Genomic DNA, 19,005 nt, shown 5'->3' with positions numbered 1-19,005 from the left:
ATGCGGTAGGGAACTGATCTTACGAGGGTCTTTTTATGGCACAAGAAAGTTATCCTAACAGCCTAATTCCAACCAGATACACTGGTGTTTGAGAATAGATTGATTAGGCATATTCAATCCTTGTAATACAAATAGCCTTTTATGCTTGATATCGGAATATTGTATGGCGGCTCAGTAAAAAATCGGGTAAAACAATAAAAAGTGAAAGCAATCATTACCGATACAGTCGCCCATGCGAAACCAGCACAGCCTTGACAAACATCAGCAAGCAAAAATGCTCGCCTATCAGATTATGAGCGGCTTTGACCGCTCTTATCGGCGTTACAGCCGAATCACAGCAGGCGCACAAGAACGTTTTGAGAAATCCGAATGGGCTGCTTCTGCGCAGGCGATTAAAGATCGTATCACTATCTACCATCAAAGCCTTACAGAGATAGTCACTGAAATATATCAAAATATTCATCCTGAAACGCTCCCTGACAGCTTTTGGTGGAGCACCAAAACGCAGTACACTAATTTGCTAAAAGACCACCCACAATTTGAGCTAGCTGAAACCTTTTACAACTCTGTGATAGGTCGCATATACCGACACGTGAAGTTCGACAACCAGATGATGTATGTTTTACCCAGCCGCTGCCACTTGCCAGGTCCCGACCGATATAAAGTAGTGAACAGCTTTGATACCACCGGCACAGTCCGCGCTATGTTTGAAGCCATCTTTGATGTGTATCGATTTAAAGTTAACTTTGATAATTTTGAATTAGATATCAGCAATCTTGATGCGGCCCTGCGCCAAAGGCTGAATCAGCAGCAGCTCAGTTCCGTGCAGACTATAGAAATGCTGAAGTCTGTATTTTACAGGGGGAAGGCTGCCTACCTTGTCGGACGCATTTGCATGCCTGGCGAAACACTGCCATTTGTGATTGCGCTACACATGAGCGATAGCAACACCTTAATAGTCGATGCCTTACTCACTGAAAGGCCTCACATGAGCGTAATATTTGGCTTTGCACGCTCATATTTTATGGCTGAAACCCAACACCCTGCCGAAGTAGTAGCTTTTCTGCAAGAGCTCTTACCCCATAAAAAGAACTTTGAGCTGTACACATCACTTGGCTTTTATAAGCATGGCAAGACGGTTTTCTTTCGTAACTATTTAGAACACCTTGAAGCTAGCACAGACAAATTTGAACTCGCGCCAGGGATCAAAGGCTTAGTGATGGCGGTGTTTCATTTGCCGTCTTATGGCGTGGTATTTAAATTAATTAGGGATGAGTTTGCCGAGAGTAAAAAGATCACGCGGGAGCATGTCAAAGACTGCTATCGATTGGTTAAGATGACAGACAGAGTGGGCCGCATGGCCGATACTCATGAGTACGTAAACTTTCTATTTCCCAAAGCGCGATTTGACGAAACCCTACTAGAACATTTACTTGAAACCTGTGCCAGTTCGGTAAGTATCCAAGACGATTATATATGTATAAAACATATGTATATCGAACGCAAAATGACACCGTTAAATCTATATTTACGAGATGAAACCGATCAGGACAAAATTAAAGATGCCGTTAAAGATTTGGGCCTGTGCATCAAACAAATCGCTCTGGCTAATATTTTCCCCGGAGATATGCTGCACAAGAATTTTGGGATCACTAAAACAGGACGAGTCATTTTTTATGACTATGACGAAATTTGCTACATGAACGAACGGACCTTTCGAGAATTGCCTAAATCAGATGACCCCTATGCATTAGATACCCTTTCTGTGGGGCCCAGCGACGTTTTTCCAGAACAGTTTGAGCATTTTATCTTGGGTAAAAAACACCTCAAGGACCTGCTAAAAGAATACCATGGTGATCTAATGACGCCTCAATATTGGAAAGAACTACAAAAAGTTGCGGCGCAAGGAATTATTCAAAATTTTACGCCCTATCCAGAGCATATACGTTTTCGGCAAGCATCCGCGGCTAGCTAACTCAACAGCATGACGTAATGTGCAACAAGGGTTCCCATTGCGGCCACCCAAACAATGCTGCGAGCAAGATGCCAATCACACCAGTAGCACAACAAATAGACCAGACGTAAGCCAACAAAGGCAATACATAACTGCACGGTATAAACCGTATGCGCATCTAGAGCAAGCACCAGAAGCACCGTTGGCGCAAAAAAACATATCGCTTCAAAGGAGTTTTCCTGAGCAGCTTTTGCTCTTGCGCCCAAACCTTCCAAGCGGTTCTGTTGTGACCGAGGGTGACGATTATCGTATTTACCTTCACGGTTCATCATCAGTGCCAATGGCACTTTCGCTAAAAGCGGCATAAACACAACCACTGCCATACAAATGATAATGACAAACACTTAATGTTCCTTTTAGTTATTAAAAGAGTATCTTTATTAACACATTCACTAGGTTATCAGCTATCTTAAGACTATGAAAATACTCATTGTAGAAGACGAACCCACCGTAGCGCAGTTTATTTCGCAAGGACTCGTGCAAGCAGGGCATGTTTGCGAGACAGCCAATGATGGCGAAACTGGTCTGAAGTTGGCGCTAGACGCAGACAAACTTGGAATTTATGACGTCATCATCCTCGATCGCATGCTGCCGAAGATGGATGGCTTAGAAGTTTTACAAAAACTGCGCGAAGCCAATATTGCAACGCCCACCCTATTCCTAAGCGCTAAAAATAAAGTTGAAGATAAAGTCACCGGCCTGCGCGCTGGAGCCGACGATTATCTGACTAAGCCTTTTGCCTTCGAAGAGTTGCTAGCACGGGTGGAAATTTTAGCCAGCCGAGCAGCCAGCTCAAGCTCGAGCAATACCGAACTGACATTAGGCGATTTGAAGCTTGATTTGATAAACCGCAGAGTGCTTCGAGACGGTCAAGAAATAGACTTACAGTCTAAGGAGTTCAAGCTGCTTGAGTACCTAATGCTAAACGAAGATAAAATTGTTACTCGAACAATGCTGCTTGAAAAGGTGTGGGAGTATAATTTCGATCCGCAAACCAATGTGATAGACGTTCATATTAGTCGACTGCGAAATAAAATTGATAAAGGCTTTGCCTATCCGATGATTGAAACCATTCGAGGGGCTGGATATAAAATTAGTAGCCGAAACTAACAAGGACGAAGCTTAAGTAAATGCGAGCCATTCAAGCCTACACCAAAAGCTCCAGCTTTATTGTCAGCTTTATCTTCACCACCCTTTTACTGATTGGCGTTACCTTCAATACCTACGTGCTAACCGTCGCCAGCGACGACCTGTTAGTGCGAGAAACTGAAGCCGCTATCTTAGCTGATATAGGTGGATTTCGAAGTCTGTACAATGCAGCAGGTCGACCCGCAGTGGTAAAAGCGCTGAATAATCGAGTAAGTAATATTAATAACGACTTTTTATATTACTTAAAAGATGGAGAAGACAGCTTTATTGCTGGTAACTTGGCCAAGTGGCCAGAATCGAATGTTGTCTCTATAAAGAACGGCTTGCTTGAGATCAAAGCCGACCTGCGCACAAATCAAGACAAAGCTCGCATGCGCGGTCAAAAAGAAACAGCAATGGCAATGATTGTTGAATTTAGCAATAAAGACACTCTGATGGTCGCGCGCAGCGTTAAGGACATTGAGTTTGCACTATGGCTGGCGCAAACTTCATCTTACGTACTTATTATTATTGTCTGCATCATTTCCATTTTAAGTATTGTCGTAGCCTACTATGTAGTCAGCCGCATCAACCTGATTTCTGACACTGCAGATGAAATCATTTCCACCGGAAATTTAAGCGATAGATTATATGTAGAGAGCAGTTGGGACGATTTAAGTAAGCTCAGTCTCGCACTGAATCAAATGCTCGATAAAATTCAGCAGTCGGTCAATAACATTCAGAGTGTATCAGACAGTATCGCCCATGATCTTCGAACCCCGCTTACACGCTTGAAATCCCACATTGAAAGGCTCGACCATGAAGATAAACATACCTTAATCGCAGAATGCGACAATCTTTTAGCCATATTCAATTCATTACTGCGCATTACTGACATAGAGACCAGTGGCAAAAGAGCGGGCTTTGCTAACGAAAACTTGAGCGACGTGGTAGCAGATGTCATAGATTTATATCAGCCTTTAATAGAAGACAAGTCGATTAATTTACACATAGCGCTTGCACCAAACCTTAGTCTTAACTGCGATAAGAATCTGATTTTTCAAGCCTTCGCAAACGTGCTCGACAATGCAGTTAAATTTACTTTTGAACATGGCAAGATTGAGGTGGCGTTGACCCACGATATTACTAAAAATGAATATTCGTTTGTTGTAAATGACAACGGGGTTGGCGTGAATGAAGCAGTAATCGATAAACTTACCCAGCGCTTTTATCGGGAAGATAAGAGCCGCACTGCAAGCGGTAACGGCTTAGGTCTGTCTTTAGTGGCTGCTATTGTGAGCCTTCATCAAGGGAATATTAAGTTTGCGAGAACCAAAATAGCAGGCGCTAAATCTGGCCTCAGCACCATAATCACGCTTCCTGTAAATTAACCGCTAGGGCTGTTTTTGCATAAAAATTGTGACTTCTGCCATAACAATCCCAAACTTTTTAATGTATGAACGATTCATCATCGTGTCGTCATTAAACGCAAAAAACCAATCGTCAAAATTAACCCGATAAGTGGTGTTATCGACTTCTAGGTCCATTTCATAGGCAAAACTAAAGGCATTGCCAAAAGAACGGCCAGTGGCTGGCCCAGCAATATCGCCGGCGACTCCAGTATAAGTGCCGTCTGCATTTTTCGTTAGTGTCCAAACTCGTTTAAGTGGACCATCGCCAACACCGTATTCAAAGGTTTCATCTAAAATAAGCTTGCCATCTTCTTTGTATCCGTCAATATCGACAATGAAACGCTGCACTACATCACCTGAGCGGTCTTGTACTATTCCCCACGCTTTTACCTTTCCATCAAAAAACGTTTCTAACTCAAATGTTGGTGATACATTTTTATAGCTTTCGCCGTCAATTGAAACAGAGCAACCGGCGAGGATGAAGATGGAAGAAAACACGACAAAGGTTCTAAATTTGTTTAGATAAGAAGACTTTTCCACGGTAGTTACCTCCAGGTAATGATGGTTATCGCTGATATATGTTGAAAAACAGCAATTCAGAAAATGGATTTCATTTACTTAAAAAGCCTTTACCCACAACAGTGGATAAAAGCTTTTAGCTACTTGTGTACAGGTACTAGACTAGTTACTGACGCCTAACAACTTTTCTCGCATTTTTGGCTGTGAGGTGTTTTCTGACAACCAAATGTTAAAAAACCATTGGGTGAATTCCGGGTCCTCAATGGTTCCTACTTTGCTATCGTTGAAGTAAAAATGACTGTGCTGTTTGTCGTCTACAACGCCGGTAAGTGTTTGTCCTTCATCGACGTTGGGAAACACCTGCTGCATCTTTTCGAACCACTTGGCGAGTTTCACTTCATCGCGCATTCCCTGATCACGCATCTCATCGATACTGCGACTAGCGATATTTTTGCCTTCAAATTCGCGTAGATAGGTCAACGATAGCGCAAATGGCTTTTGAGGATGAAAATTACCGTCCGCGGCGATAAGTTTGGCGTCATAAATATCCCAAAACATTACCTCTAAGCGTGCTTCACCGACAGGTTTAGGATTTTCTATATACGTTGATACCGCCACAGCGCTTGTGCTAAACATCAGCGCTTTTATTAAAAACAAACCATATAAAATTTGCATAATTACTTCCTTAAGAACATGCACTATTAACGCACACACTAGGGTGTTTAGATCATTAAGAATTCGTAATGCATATTCATGGCTTACTTAAAACATCAAAAACACCATTACATTGCCGACCTTTGTAGATATTATATCGGCATAAATATCTGTACTTTGAGCGCTCGTATGACATTACCCGAACTTTTAAAAATACGAACGCCTTCTCCTCTACACCAGATAGAAATTGCACCTCATAAGGAGGTATGGTGCAAGCGCGATGACCTGCTGCATCCAATCATAAGCGGAAATAAATGGCGAAAGCTAAGGCCGATATTGGAACAAGCGCGGACATCCCAAGTTAAACACATCGCTAGCTTCGGTGGTGCCTACTCCAACCATTTACATGCCCTGGGCTTTTGCTGTAAAACAATGAACATCCCGTTTACCGCAGTGATTAGGGCGCATCCAAACAGCCCCCTGACTCCCATGCTAATAGATTTAAAAGCGTGGGGAGCATCGCTAGCATTTGTAAGTCGAGTGGAATATCAGCAGCGGCATGACATCTCATATCAAGCGCATTTAAAAACATCACAGAAAATCGACTTACTGATCCCGGAAGGAGGCTCTGACGCCAGAAGTCTTGAAGGCGTGGCCGACATAATCGATGAAGTCTGTGCTGAGCAAACACAGCCCTTTGATTTAATCGTGCTGCCTGTTGCAAGCGGTGGCACGATGGCAGGTCTTATAAAGTGCATTGCTGAACGAGGTTTGCCTAGCAAAGTATTGGGCATCGCGGTACTAAAGGGCGAAGGTTATTTAGAAGGCATATTAGATGATCTACTGGCACCTCATAAAAAACAGACAGCGCTAGACTACACAAACTGGTCGATTGCACACGACGCGGATTTCCATGGCGGCGGCTATGCAAAAATGACGATGGCTCACAAGGAGTTTAAAGAACAGTTTTTACATGAGCACGGCTTTGATCTTGATTGCATTTATAATACAAAAAGCTTTTTCGCCCTCAGACAGCTCATGATAAAAAATAAGTTGAGTGAGTTCCCGCGAATATTGATTTTGCATACTGGTGGCCTGCAAGGAGATAGGTAAGGTGAATACTAATTTTTACTGAACTTTTTATAGGTGTCAGCCGTTATCTAATTAACCTCATTAACTTTATGGAATTTGATTTGAAACCAAACATGATTTTGAAACAAAACATTCCTTACGCGGCCTTAATATATTCTGCGTTGGATTTATGTGAGGTCATGCTTGCCAGATCGAATACCCTATACCCCTTTGCCGTTGTATCTGTCGACAATGCGCTCCGCTGCGTTTTTACAAATAATCTTGGTGAACATGCCCACGGCGGTCTGATTGAAGACTTGCAGCGACAGCTTCGCGACCAACGCTTATTAGCCGATGTTGCCATTTCAGTGCTGGTGTATGCAGCGACCATTGAAACACTTGAAGGTCCAGATGCTGATGCCATCGTGTTTAACATCACTGACTCTAATGGCAAGAACACCGTGACACTGTATCCTTATATCTGCGAATTAAACACCATCAAACTTGGTGTTCCCTTTACTTGTGACTTCGCCGACTAGCATGCCGCTGAGCTCCGGCCTCGCCAAATAATATTATTTATGAATTGAGCATTGAATCGTTTGAGATTGTGCATCACACTGTTATTATCCGCCAAATTTTTTTAAGGGAATTATTATGTCTCGTGTATTAATCATCGGCGCCGGCGGCGTCTCTTCTGTGACCGTTAAAAAATGTGCTCGCTTGCCTGAGCTTTTTGACGAAATTTATCTTGCAAGCCGTACCTTATCAAAATGTGCAGCGCTACAGGAAGAAGTAGGATCAGATCGTGTTAAAGGCGTATTTACTGTGGACGCTGATAAAGCCGAAGATGTAGAAGCGCTCATCAAACAAGTCAAACCCGATCTTGTGGTTAATTTAGCACTACCGTATCAAGATCTGCCCATCATGGATGCCTGTCTTGCCACGCAGACAGATTATTTAGATACTGCTAATTATGAGCCCAAAGACGAAGCCAAATTTGAGTATTCTTGGCAGTGGGCTTATCAGCAAAAATTTCAAGACGCAGGGATTATGGCACTCTTAGGAAGTGGTTTTGATCCTGGCGTAACTAACGTTTACACCGCTTATGCAGCAAAGCATTATTTTGATGAGATTCATTACTTAGATATTGTCGATTGCAATGGCGGCGACCATGGTCAGGCATTTGCGACCAACTTTAACCCTGAAATTAATATACGTGAAATCACTCAGCGCGGACGTTTTTGGGAAAACGGCGAGTGGAAAGAAACCGATCCACTGAGCGTGCGTGAAGATTTAGACTATCAAAATATTGGTGTTAGAGCGTCTTATCTGATGTTTCATGAAGAGCTTGAATCGTTAGTTAAGCATTTTCCTACTTTGAAGCGCGCGAGATTTTGGATGACCTTTGGCGATGCCTATCTAACTCACTTGCGAGTATTAGAAGGCATCGGAATGACCAGTATTGCACCCATTGATTTTCAGGGGCAGCAAATTGTGCCGCTTGAATTTTTGAAAGCGGTATTGCCGAATCCTGGCTCTCTAGCAGACGGCTACACAGGCATGACCTGTATTGGTACATACATCACCGGTATTAAAGATGGCAAAGAAAAAACCATCTTCATCTACAACAACTGCGAACATGGTAAATGTTTTGAAGAAGTCGGCGCTCAAGCCGTTTCATACACCACAGGTGTTCCAGCCATGATTGGTGCAGCACTGATGCTAAACAAGACTTGGCATAAACCGGGCGTATGGAATATGGAGCAATTTGATCCCGACCCCTTCATGACAATGCTTAATCAACACGGTTTGCCGTGGCAGGTAATTGAATGCGATTCAAGCCCGTTTAAACGATAGAGTGCACGATGAATAAATATGCCCGCGCAGATATCCCCTCACCTTGCTATGTATGTGATGAAGCTCAGCTTGAGCAAAATTTACTGCTCATGCAGCGAGTTCAGCAAGAGGCTGGTGTTGAAATAATTTTAGCGCTCAAAGGATTTTCGATGTGGTCTACCTTTGGAATGATAAAGCAGTATCTCAAAGGGGCCACTTCTAGCGGTGTTTGGGAAGCACGTCTAGCGCGCGAAGAAATGGGTGGTGATGTACATGTGTTCTCACCGGCTTATAAACCCAAAGACGTCGATGCGCTTGTGGGCCTTGTTAACCATATATCGTTTAACAGTCTTTCTCAGTGGAACAAGTTTAAATCACAAGTTTTAGCCTCAGGTGTTTCTCCCGGACTTCGTATCAATCCAGAGAACCAAGAAGCCGACACGCCGCTTTATGACCCTTGTGCACCCGGCTCTCGATTGGGAATATTGGCGAACGATATTGAAAACGTCGATTTAAGCGACATAGAAGGCTTTCACTGCCATAACCTATGTGAGTGTGACTCTTTCGCAGCAATGCGCACTCTGGAGGCTATTGAGGCGAAATTTGGGCAATATTTACCTCAGCTAAAATGGTTAAATTTAGGCGGCGGTCATCTAATGACCAAAAAAGGCTACGATGTTGAGCATTTGATATTAACCTTACAAAATTTCAAAGCTAAATACCCCAATTTGCATATTGTGCTGGAGCCAGGCTCGGCGGTTGCATGGCAGTGCGGTCCCTTAGTCTGTGAAGTTGTCGATATTGTCGAAAATGAAGAAAAAATTGCTATTTTAGACATCTCAGCGACAGCGCACATGCCCGATGTACTAGAAATGCCTTACCGCCCTGTAATTTCCGATGCGGGACTTCCTGGCGAAAAAGCGCATACTTACAAATTTGGTGGTAATTCGTGTCTAGCAGGCGACGTAATTGAGCAGTATAGCTTTGATAAACCCCTTGAGGCTGGAACACGTTTGATATTTGAGGACATGCTGCATTACACAATGGTAAAGACCTCGTTCTTTAATGGCGTGCAGCATCCAGCTATTGGCATACTCCGCAAAAATGGCGATTTTGAGATAGTAAGAGAGTTTAATTATGAGGACTTCAAAGGTCGTCTATCTTAAGTATTGCTAACTTCCATAAAACGCCCCGCTTTAGCGGGGTTTTTTATGACTTTTAAAAGTGCAAAAAATTCCAGCTAAGGATCTATATTGATGAACACTGCTAAGTAAATATTTCATCGACACTTTACATTTAATCAATAAAAAACCCGCCTACAAAAGCAGACGGGTTTTCATGGTTGCATTACACGTGACTAGCACGCTTCTAATCTAGTGATTAGAAAGTATATTTAATACCAACACGCATTGACCAAGTAGATGCATTCACGTTCAAATCTTGACCGCGATCACCGTCCCAGTTGGTGTAAAGGTAAGTACCATTCTCTTGAATAGTCGCATCCAATACTGGGTTGTTGTGCTCAAAGTTAACCTGACGGTAGTTACCCCAGTCTTTGTTCAGCAAGTTACCTAGGTTACGTACTGCGAAGTAAACTTCACCTCTGTGATTCTGCATAAAGCCAGGAATTTCCTGAGATACACGAAGGTCAACACGACCCCACCAAGAGCTGTTTTGGCTGTTACGTGGCAAAATTGCGCCACGAGTAAGACCGTTAGTTTCGATAAATTCATTAAATGCTGCTAAGTCAAAATTAGCTGCATACTCAACTAATGGATCGTTTTCAAGCGGTACATAAAGCAAGTTACGATCTTCAAAGCCACGCTCATCACCGAAGCCGGGGTCATTGTCGAAGTTGTAGCTATAAGGACGACCTTGTTGACGTACCCAGAACAAGTTGAAACGAGTATCGTAATCTTCGAAGAACTCTTTAGAATAACCAACGTTCAGTGTGAAGCGATGTTTAACTTCATAGTTACTAGTTGCGATTCCAGGTTCGTTCAAATCACTTACCGATAAGTTACCAAAGTTAGAAGACACGGTAGAGCTGTTCATCGGGCTGCCTTCTTGCGCATCCATGTAAGCATAACCGGCGTTTACATTCAGACCATTGTCCCAACGTTTACGAACAAACGTAGAGAACACTGTGCTCTCGCCGTCTGCATCAGCATTCGTTAGTAGGTAATCGGTACCCGCTCTGCCACTACAGTCGTCTGAAGTAGGAGATGTGCGACAGTCTTGGTCAAGCAAATCAACGTCTTGATAAACTGGACGGCCGTCTGGAGCAGTACCTACTTGAACCGTATTCAATGGAATCGCTTTAATTGAGTTACGCTGACGAGAATGGATGAGGTCCAAACCTACTAGGTAACCATCACCAAATTCACGTTGAACACCCAAGTTCAACTTTAAAATAGCTGGGATTTCAAAGTCAGGAGAAAGTGCATTTACTGCGCCGTCACCACCACTTAATTCGTCTACCAAAAATTGTGGAACTTCTGAACCAAAATTAGTGGTGTTCGAGCCATCAAGTGCAGCAATTGCGGCAGCAGAATTATTATCGCCACGCTCTACTTCAGAACTAAGAATGCTAACCCCATTGTTAGAGTAGTTGTTTGACAACCATACATTTGGGTTACCGCCAGAGAACAAGCCGAAACCACCGTATACAAACGTTGCTTCGTCAACTACGTAGTTAAAACCAACCCGTGGTTGAAGTAAATCGAAGTCTGGACCAATTGCGTTAGTAAAGCCATAACGCTGTTGGAAATTAGCGTTAGCGATAGGATCTCTATCTGCATCCCACATGTCATAACGCAAACCATAAGTTAAGGTTAAGTCATCGGTAAGCATGTAACGGTCTTGAACATACAAAGTCGTTTGACGGAATTCAAACTCAGCAGCGCCATCATCAGGATTCAGTGAAGCAGGAATTGCATAACGGATTTCGCTAGCAAGCTGATTTTCAAAATCATCTAACCCATCAAACTGGAATACACCTTGGCTACCTGGGACGAACAAGTTGAATACAGCAACGTTTTGATATTCTACACCGGCCGTAATTTCGTGATCACCTACAAGATAGGTTCCCGCGATTTTAAGGTTAGTGGTGTCATAGTTTAATATGTTTGCTTGACGAAATTCATCAGCACCCAACAGGATATCAACACCTGGAACTGCATCATTAATGCGAATATCACCAAAGCTAGGATTGGTAGTACCCGGGACCTGACCATTGTTTATTTCAGTTTTTGCTAAACGGAATTCAGTAAAGAAGTCGCTAGACCAATCAGAATAAACAGATAGTGCATAAGACGTTAAGTCATTCGCACGCTCGTAATAACGGTCATCGAATGCATATGAACCACTGCTCAAGCCCGTTGAACTTGCAGACGCACTTTGTGTGTCTTGATACGTAAAGGCGGCACGATGGTCGTCGTTAATTTGCCAATCTAGTTTGATTAACAGTTTTTCGTCAGTTTCATCAGCCGAGTTTACAGTATTACCAACCTGGTAACCGTAAACATCATTTGCAATTGAGCGAACTCTATCAAGCACGCCTGTTGTCAAACCACCAATAGGCTGCGCAAAACCCGCACCTTCTGGACCACGTTCAAAAATTTCAATTGGGTTATGCTTTTCGTACGCAGCAAAGATAAATAGGGTATCTTTAATTAACGGAGCACCAATTGTGAAGCCGTAACGAGTTTCATCAAATGCAGGAATATCAAACTTACCTTCTGATGTTTCATCGCCTTGCATAGAGTCATCGGTATAATCGACGAACACTGAACCGTATATGTCATTAGTACCTGAGCGGAACACAGCGTTTATGTTACAACCAGTAAAGCCACCGTAAGTTACGTCAAATGGTGCAAGCTGAACATCAACTTGGTCAATCGCGTCGAACGGGAAGGGTAAGCCTTCAGTTGGGTAACCGTTGTTGTTCAAACCAAAGTTATCGTTTTGTTGAACACCGTCAACCGTTAGGCTGTTTGAACGGTTGTTTGCGCCAGCGCACTGAATGGCGTTAGAGTTTGTAACGTCAATTGAAATACGCGGGTCAGTTTGTAAAACGTCTTTAATATCACGGTCAATAGACGGTTGATATTGTAAGTCGTCAAAGCCAAAGTTTGCGCTTGGGCCTAAAGATTCAGTAATAAGACCGCTCGCAGAACCGGTGACGGTAATACGTTCGATGTCGCTTGATTCAATCAGACTGATTGATAAGTTGGCGTCTTCACCTAAGTTAGCAAATACACCTTCAACGGTGCGTGAGCCAAGCTCATCTTCAACGATTACAGTGTATGGACCACCGATACGCAAACCACGAATGGTAAACGAGCCCGTGTCTGAAGAAGTAAATTCACGTACAGAATTCGTACGGGTGTCAATAACAGTAATTTTTGCGCCAGTGACAGTCTGTCCAGATTCGGTCTGGATATTACCGCGAATGGTCGAAGATGTTTCTTGCGCCATTGCTGCGGTCGAAAGACCGACGGTTAATGCGACTGCAACTGCAACTTTACTGAGTTTAGTCTTTGCAAACATTGCTTTTTCCCTATGTGTTTTTATATAAGATTTGGTGAATCATTTCTATGTATGATTTTCAACGTGCGCATTGTCCGCTTTGAACATGACACTTTCATTACATTCTACAACATTCGCGAATGTTTGATATCAAAAAGTTCAGTATTTTTTTGAGTTTTTTTTCTTCAACACAATACTGGCATCGCTTCTTATTTAAGCCAAATTCTGCAAGTGACTATTAAAAAGAGAGTTTTCATTGAATGAAGGTGGCGCACGTTGTAAAGTTGCGCAAATTTCGACGGTTATCAGCACGTATGAAGAAACCCACAATTATCGCTATTTCTGGCGCATCTGGCTCAGGCAAGTCTTTGTTTACGCAAAATCTCGCCCTAAAATTAGAACAAAATGGTCAGAATGTTTTGGTTTTGCAAGAAGACCACTACTACAAATCTCAAGACCATATCGCATTGGAACGTCGAGCTGATACTAACTATGATCACCCTGACGCCTTCGAACACGATTTACTCGGACAGCATCTGCTGTTGCTGCGAGACGGCCACACCATTGAGTATCCCACCTACTGCTACAAAACTCATACCCGTTTACAGGAATCAGAACAAATTGCCTCTGCGCCGATTATTATCATTGAAGGGATTATGCTGTTAACCCAAATTCAGCTGTTTGACCACTTTGATATCAAGGTTTTTGTTGATACTGCGCTAGATGTCTGCCTGATGCGGCGAATGCTCAGAGACACTCAAGAGCGCGGACGTTCGATGGTATCGGTCGCCACACAGTATGAAAATACCGTTAAACCCATGTATCATAAGTTTATCGAGCCATCTAAAACCTTCGCAGATTTAATTATTCCGAAAGGTGGTGAAAACTTTTTAGCGGTAGATGTCGTTAGCGCTTACTTATACAAAACAGAAAAAGGAATACCAGACAATGGTTAGTATTTTAGGAGTACTGTTTTTACTTGGCGTAGCGATTTTATTTAGCAAGGCCCGCAGTCGTATCAACTGGCGTACTGTCGGCGGTGCTTTCTTTTTGCAAGTGTCAATTGGCGCGTTTATTCTCTACTCCGACGTCGGCATTAGTTTTTTATTGGGTTTAACCGATTTTGTTGGCAACATCATCGGTTATTCTGCACAAGGCATTGAGTTTTTATTTGGTCCAATGGGGAATATGTCTCTGGGTTTTATATTTGCGTTTAATGTACTGCCCGTTATTATCTTTTTCTCTTCACTTATTGCCGTGCTTTATCACTTAGGCGTGATGGGATTTATTATTCGTATCATCGGCGGCGCCTTGCGCAAATTACTACAGACTAGTCGCCCTGAATCGATGTCGGCTGCGGCCAACATATTTGTTGGGCAGACAGAAGCCCCGCTTATTATAAAACCATTCCTGCCGCAAATGACTCGCTCTGAGTTGTTCGCAGTAATGGTAGGTGGCTTAGCTTCAATTGCGGGTTCTATCATGGCCGGCTATGCGGGACTGGGCATTGAATTAAAATACCTGTTAGCCGCCAGTTTCATGGCTGCACCCGGCGGCTTGCTGATGGCAAAGCTGATTGAACCTGAAACCGAAACTCCTAATCAAACTTTAAAAGATGTGAAATCTGATAACGAAAGCTACGCCAATGTGCTCGATGCAGCAGCCAGCGGCGCCTCGTCTGGCATGAGATTAGCCGTAAATGTAGGTGCGATGCTTTTGGCGTTTATTGCGTTAATTGCAATGTTAAACGGTATCTTAGGTGCTTTGGGCGGATATGCAGGTGTCGAAAACCTGACTATCGAATATATTCTTGGCTTGGTATTTCAACCTATCGCTTGGCTAATTGGTGTGCCGTGAGATGAAGCGCAGCTTGCTGGAAGTTTTATTGGCCAAAAAGTCGTCGTAAATGAATTCGTTGCTTACTCAAACTTTATTACTTACATCGATGAGCTCTCACCGCACACCCAAGCAATCGTTACTTTTGCACTTTGTGGATTTGCGAATTTAAGCTCCATTGCAATATTGATGGGCGGCTTAGGAGCCATTGCCCCCAATCGTCGTCAAGATATCGCTCGCCTGGGTCTAAAAGCAGTCTTAGCGGCTACCTTAGCTAATTTAATGAGTGCGGCATTAGCCGGTATTTTCTTATCACTTACATAGAAAATGACAGCAAAGCCTGCTAAAGATGACCTTTCACGCAAGCTTAATATTAATAAACACGTTCGGAACCCTATTATGATTTTAGAAGCTGTTGACTACCAATCCCCCACCGCTGCAAAAGACTTTGTGGAATCTCTGCGTCAAACAGGATTTGGTGTGCTCAAGAACCACCCTATTCCCAAGCAGCGGGTAAGTGATATTTACAAGCATTGGGAAGACTTCTTCAATGGGCAAGACAAAAAGACGTATCTATACGACAAAAATACTCAAGATGGTTTTTTCCCCACTAGCGTATCTGAAATTGCCAAAGGCTTTAAGAAAAAAGACATAAAAGAGTATTATCATTATTACCCTTGGGGGAAATGCCCAGCAGAGTTGAAAAACGAGATCCATAGCTACTACGAAAGTACATCTGACTTGGCTCGAGAACTATTAAACTGGATTGAAGAACAGTCCCCCGAAGATGTCAGTCGCCATTATCGAGAGCCTCTATCGAACATGATTAAGGATTCTGAGCAAACGCTGCTGCGTATCTTGCATTATCCGCCCCTTAAAGGTGACGAAGAGCCTGACGCAATTCGCGCTGCCGCGCATGAAGATATTAATTTGATCACAATATTACCGTCGGCTAATGAGCCCGGTCTGCAGGTTAAAGCTAAAGACGGCAGTTGGCTTGACGTACCCTGTGACTTTGGCAATCTAATTGTGAATATTGGAGATATGCTCCAAGAAGCATCGGGTCATTACTTTCCGTCTACTACTCACCGAGTAGTCAACCCTGAAGGCACCGACACTAGCAAGGCACGCATTTCGCTGCCGCTATTTTTGCACCCAAGACCCGATGTCGTACTATCTGATAATTATACAGCTGATAGTTATCTAAAAGAACGACTTCGTGAACTCGGTGTTGTGTAGACGAATCTTGCTTTAACGCCTATATTCAAATTGCCTTAGTGCTTTGTGAGATTGAGCGCTGCAGCAAATACTCTGCAGCGCTTTTATGGATTGATAGGTTTATCAATGATTAGGTTTAGCGCAGAGTACTGCTGACTCGTTCACCATTGATAATCGTGCCCACCACCTTAGTGGTGTATTCAAATGGGTCGCCATCAAACATCGCAATATCGGCATCTTTGCCAGGCTCTAAACTACCCACTCTATCATCGATGCCGAGCATTTTAGCGGGTGCCATCGTGATCAAATTCAGTGCTTGATCAAAGCTTAAACCGTGGGCAAGCGTCATCGCTGCTTCAAACAATACCACGCGAGTTTTGGGTACATAAGCTTCAAAACCAGACTGCAAAGCCACCGGTATGCCAGCCTCAACGAGCTTTGCTGCAGTGGTAAACGAAAAATGCTGAACATCACTACCACCGCGCGCTCTGAGCATAGTCGGATGTATAATCACCGACACTTTCGCAGCTAATATTTCATCTATAAGTAAATAGGCTTCACTTGCTCCAGCTAAAATAAGCGTAAACTCAAATTCCTCGGCCAAACGAAGGGCTGTCATGATGTCATGATGGCGATGTACTTCGATGATTAAGGGCATCTCTTGGTTTAAAACCGCGGCTAGGGCCTCGAGTCCTAAATCTCTGGGCTGATCTGCATCACTGTCGAGTTTAGCCTGATACTCTCTGGCCTTTTGCAATTCAGTGCGCAACATCGCGACCGCTTTACTGCGGTTGCCCGGTGTCTTGCGGTCATGACGAGTCGCTGCGGGACCTAAGGTAGCCGATAACGCAAAACTCGGGTCAATCACCGCTTGCTCCACTGTAGTGCCCCACGTTTTAGCAATCAATGTCTGCCCAGAAACCACTTCGCCCGGACCATGACCGGTGTGCACGGTTGTCACGCCATGCTCGCGCAACCACTCAACTAAAAGCTCCCTTGGATTATAGGCATCGATGGCGCGAAGTTCTGGCTGAATCGCTGCAGAACGTTCAAGTTGATCTTGATCGTGACGCTGATTCATTGCCCCAGATAAACCAACCACCGAACGGGCATCGATTAAACCAGGGGTGGCAACCGCCACCTCTATGACTTCTATGCCAGCATCAATGCTAAGGGCCTCAGAACGACCTACTTTGAGGATTTTACCGTCACTGATAATTACCACGCCGTTTTCAATAACCTCACCGGTACCTGTATAGAGTCGTTCTGCCTTGACCGCTAAGTCTTGAGCCATAAGCACAGAGGGCAAAAGCATGGCGGCCAACAGACACAGCACTGAGCTAGATTTAGTTATGTAGAACGAATAGCGGGCGATTCTCGATGCTCTTGATTTAATTTTGTTCATTGTCCTGCTCCATGTACCGCATCGTCTTCGAAGTGATGTGCGTGGCCTGCCCCGTCATCATCACTGAGGGCATTAAAGCCTCCTTCGGCAATTAGGCGGTCTTCAGGGTTGTTGATATCAAAGCGTATTTTACCCTCAACCCAAGTTTGTTGGACCCGCGTATAAACGCTGAAAGGGTCACCCGATAGGATCACAAAATCTGCATCTTTACCACGCGTGAGAGATCCCGTGCGGTCACCAATATCTAGCATATCTGCGGCTGACTGCGTCAACCCTAACAGAGCGGCATCTCTGCTCATACCGGCCCGAATACCCATGGCGGCCATGCGTAAAAAGTAACGTGAGTCAGTCACGCCATCATCGGTATGAAACGCAACTTTTGCGCCCGCTTGCTCTAGCGCCGGTGCGTTTTTACCTTCTAATTTCATAGTTTCAAGCTTGCCACCGGGGCTGTCGAGCAGAATCATTGAAACCGGCACATCCGCGGCAGCAATCTCTTCGGCTATGCGCCAGGCTTCAGAGGTATGATGCAGCACCATACGAAAACCAAATTCATCACGCAATCGGATTGCGGTCAGCATATCGTCGTGCCGATGACTGTGAAAATGTACAATCCTTTCGCCACTCATCACTTTTACAAGGGCTTCCATAGCTAAGTCTCTTGCAGGCTGCTTGTCTTCATCTGCAGTTTCTAGCTTTTGTGCATACTCCTGCGCCTTTATGTACTGCGCGCGCACCAACGCAGCAGATTTTGCGCGAGTGCCAGGAAAAGGGGCATCGCGCAATGCATTCGTACCGTTAGCCATTTTTAAACCACCGGCTACAGAGCCGTCTTGATTTCGGTATACCAGCGCGTCAATATCGTTACCCTCACGAAGCTTCAAATACACGGTTTGACCGCTGATCAAATGCCCCGAGCCGGGCATTATGTTAGCCGAGGTGATGCCTCCAGCAAGCGCTCGCTTAAAACCAGAGCTGCGAATATTAATAGCATCGTAAGCACGGGTCTCAGGCTGAATGGGATGAGATCGATCGGCACCGGTAACTTCGCCAATGTGGCTGTGAGTATCAACAATACCGGGCATGATAAATTGCTCAGCCGACAGCTCGATGATTTCTGCACCTCTAGGAATTCGCACGTCGCCACGTGCACCCACAGCTCGAATTTTGCCGTCTTCAACAACTAAAACACCATTTTCTATTTGCGCTGTATCAATGGGAATAATGGTAGCGCCAACGAATGCTTGGGTGGAGGCATGACTTTCGCCTACTCCAAGCCCAACTACCGCTGCGCAAAGTAGACTAGATAAGATTTTAAACCGCATGAATGTCTCAACTATAAAGTTATAAAAAGCTCTAACGAAAGATGACAGATTCGACTT

Annotated in this window: 15 protein-coding genes and 1 pseudogene; 10 read left to right on the top strand and 6 right to left on the bottom strand. The window is 44.0% G+C overall.

Annotated features, from left to right (window positions below; all coding sequences use genetic code 11):
• The first annotated feature begins 232 nt into the window (after window positions 1-232).
• Window positions 233-1,975: a bifunctional isocitrate dehydrogenase kinase/phosphatase gene (gene aceK / locus AB9H30_RS08340; protein ID WP_371194197.1), complete on the top strand. Its 1,743-nt coding sequence runs from the start codon at window positions 233-235 to the stop codon at window positions 1,973-1,975.
• Here the strand turns inward: aceK and AB9H30_RS08335 are convergent.
• The gene (locus AB9H30_RS08335) at window positions 1,972-2,358 is read right to left on the bottom strand and encodes an MAPEG family protein (RefSeq protein WP_371194196.1); all 387 of its coding nucleotides are present in this window, start codon (window positions 2,356-2,358) and stop codon (window positions 1,972-1,974) included. The two genes, aceK and AB9H30_RS08335, sit on opposite strands and share 4 nt — an antisense overlap.
• Window positions 2,359-2,431: 73 nt before the next feature.
• Between AB9H30_RS08335 and AB9H30_RS08330 the strand changes: the two genes are divergently transcribed.
• Both AB9H30_RS08330 and AB9H30_RS08325 read left to right on the top strand, forming a co-directional pair.
• Window positions 2,432-3,124 carry a response regulator transcription factor gene (locus AB9H30_RS08330; protein ID WP_371194195.1) on the top strand — a complete coding sequence of 231 codons (693 nt, stop codon included), beginning with the start codon at window positions 2,432-2,434 and terminating at the stop codon, window positions 3,122-3,124.
• A 20-nt stretch (window positions 3,125-3,144) separates the two neighbouring features.
• Window positions 3,145-4,533, top strand: a complete 1,389-nt coding sequence (locus AB9H30_RS08325) for an ATP-binding protein (RefSeq protein WP_371194194.1) — start codon at window positions 3,145-3,147, stop codon at window positions 4,531-4,533.
• 3 nt (window positions 4,534-4,536) lie between these two features.
• Here the strand turns inward: AB9H30_RS08325 and AB9H30_RS08320 are convergent, their stop codons facing one another.
• Both AB9H30_RS08320 and AB9H30_RS08315 read right to left on the bottom strand, forming a co-directional pair.
• Window positions 4,537-5,052 carry a DUF3833 domain-containing protein gene (locus tag AB9H30_RS08320; RefSeq protein ID WP_371194261.1) on the bottom strand — a complete coding sequence of 172 codons (516 nt, stop codon included), beginning with the start codon at window positions 5,050-5,052 and terminating at the stop codon, window positions 4,537-4,539.
• 183 nt (window positions 5,053-5,235) lie between these two features.
• The gene (locus AB9H30_RS08315) at window positions 5,236-5,748 is read right to left on the bottom strand and encodes a chalcone isomerase family protein (RefSeq protein WP_371194193.1); all 513 of its coding nucleotides are present in this window, start codon (window positions 5,746-5,748) and stop codon (window positions 5,236-5,238) included.
• A gap of 168 nt (window positions 5,749-5,916) precedes the next feature.
• Between AB9H30_RS08315 and AB9H30_RS08310 the strand changes: the two genes are divergently transcribed.
• The 4 genes from AB9H30_RS08310 to nspC all read left to right on the top strand — a co-directional run bounded on the left by AB9H30_RS08310 (window position 5,917) and on the right by nspC (window position 9,800).
• Window positions 5,917-6,840 (top strand): 1-aminocyclopropane-1-carboxylate deaminase/D-cysteine desulfhydrase, encoded by a 924-nt coding sequence (locus tag AB9H30_RS08310; RefSeq protein WP_371194192.1) that lies wholly within the window; start codon window positions 5,917-5,919, stop codon window positions 6,838-6,840.
• Between the two features lie 80 nt (window positions 6,841-6,920).
• Window positions 6,921-7,337 carry a hypothetical protein gene (locus AB9H30_RS08305; protein ID WP_371194191.1) on the top strand — a complete coding sequence of 139 codons (417 nt, stop codon included), beginning with the start codon at window positions 6,921-6,923 and terminating at the stop codon, window positions 7,335-7,337.
• A 115-nt stretch (window positions 7,338-7,452) separates the two neighbouring features.
• Complete coding sequence (locus AB9H30_RS08300; RefSeq protein ID WP_371194190.1) at window positions 7,453-8,655, top strand: saccharopine dehydrogenase family protein; 1,203 nt, start codon at window positions 7,453-7,455, stop codon at window positions 8,653-8,655.
• An 8-nt stretch (window positions 8,656-8,663) separates the two neighbouring features.
• The gene (nspC, locus tag AB9H30_RS08295; RefSeq protein WP_371194189.1) at window positions 8,664-9,800 is read left to right on the top strand and encodes a carboxynorspermidine decarboxylase; all 1,137 of its coding nucleotides are present in this window, start codon (window positions 8,664-8,666) and stop codon (window positions 9,798-9,800) included.
• A 214-nt stretch (window positions 9,801-10,014) separates the two neighbouring features.
• Here the strand turns inward: nspC and AB9H30_RS08290 are convergent, their stop codons facing one another.
• Window positions 10,015-13,185 carry a carboxypeptidase regulatory-like domain-containing protein gene (locus tag AB9H30_RS08290; protein WP_371194188.1) on the bottom strand — a complete coding sequence of 1,057 codons (3,171 nt, stop codon included), beginning with the start codon at window positions 13,183-13,185 and terminating at the stop codon, window positions 10,015-10,017.
• A gap of 293 nt (window positions 13,186-13,478) precedes the next feature.
• Between AB9H30_RS08290 and udk the strand changes: the two genes are divergently transcribed.
• The 3 genes and pseudogenes from udk (at window position 13,479) to AB9H30_RS08275 (ending at window position 16,239) form a co-directional block, all read left to right on the top strand.
• Entirely contained in the window at window positions 13,479-14,120 is a 642-nt protein-coding gene (udk, locus tag AB9H30_RS08285; RefSeq protein WP_371194187.1) for a uridine kinase, read from the top strand.
• Window positions 14,113-15,324 (top strand): annotated as a pseudogene (locus AB9H30_RS08280) (NupC/NupG family nucleoside CNT transporter). The gene udk and the pseudogene AB9H30_RS08280 overlap by 8 nt, the downstream one beginning before the upstream one ends.
• A 75-nt stretch (window positions 15,325-15,399) precedes the next feature.
• A complete protein-coding gene (locus AB9H30_RS08275; protein ID WP_371194186.1) occupies window positions 15,400-16,239 on the top strand; it encodes an isopenicillin N synthase family dioxygenase in 840 nt (279 codons plus the stop codon).
• A 115-nt stretch (window positions 16,240-16,354) separates the two neighbouring features.
• On the opposite strand, the gene AB9H30_RS08270 is transcribed toward AB9H30_RS08275, so the two are convergent.
• Complete coding sequence (locus AB9H30_RS08270; protein ID WP_371194185.1) at window positions 16,355-17,623, bottom strand: amidohydrolase family protein; 1,269 nt, start codon at window positions 17,621-17,623, stop codon at window positions 16,355-16,357.
• Entirely contained in the window at window positions 17,620-18,948 is a 1,329-nt protein-coding gene (locus AB9H30_RS08265) for an amidohydrolase family protein (RefSeq protein ID WP_371194184.1), read from the bottom strand. The genes AB9H30_RS08270 and AB9H30_RS08265 overlap by 4 nt, the downstream gene beginning before the upstream one ends.
• Between the last annotated feature and the right edge of the window lie 57 nt (window positions 18,949-19,005).

The organism is Glaciecola sp. SC05 (genome assembly GCF_041380235.1).
Taxonomy (GTDB): domain Bacteria; phylum Pseudomonadota; class Gammaproteobacteria; order Enterobacterales; family Alteromonadaceae; genus Glaciecola.
Note: the sequence above shows the minus strand (reverse complement) of the source record. Positions and strands in the feature narration are given on the sequence as shown.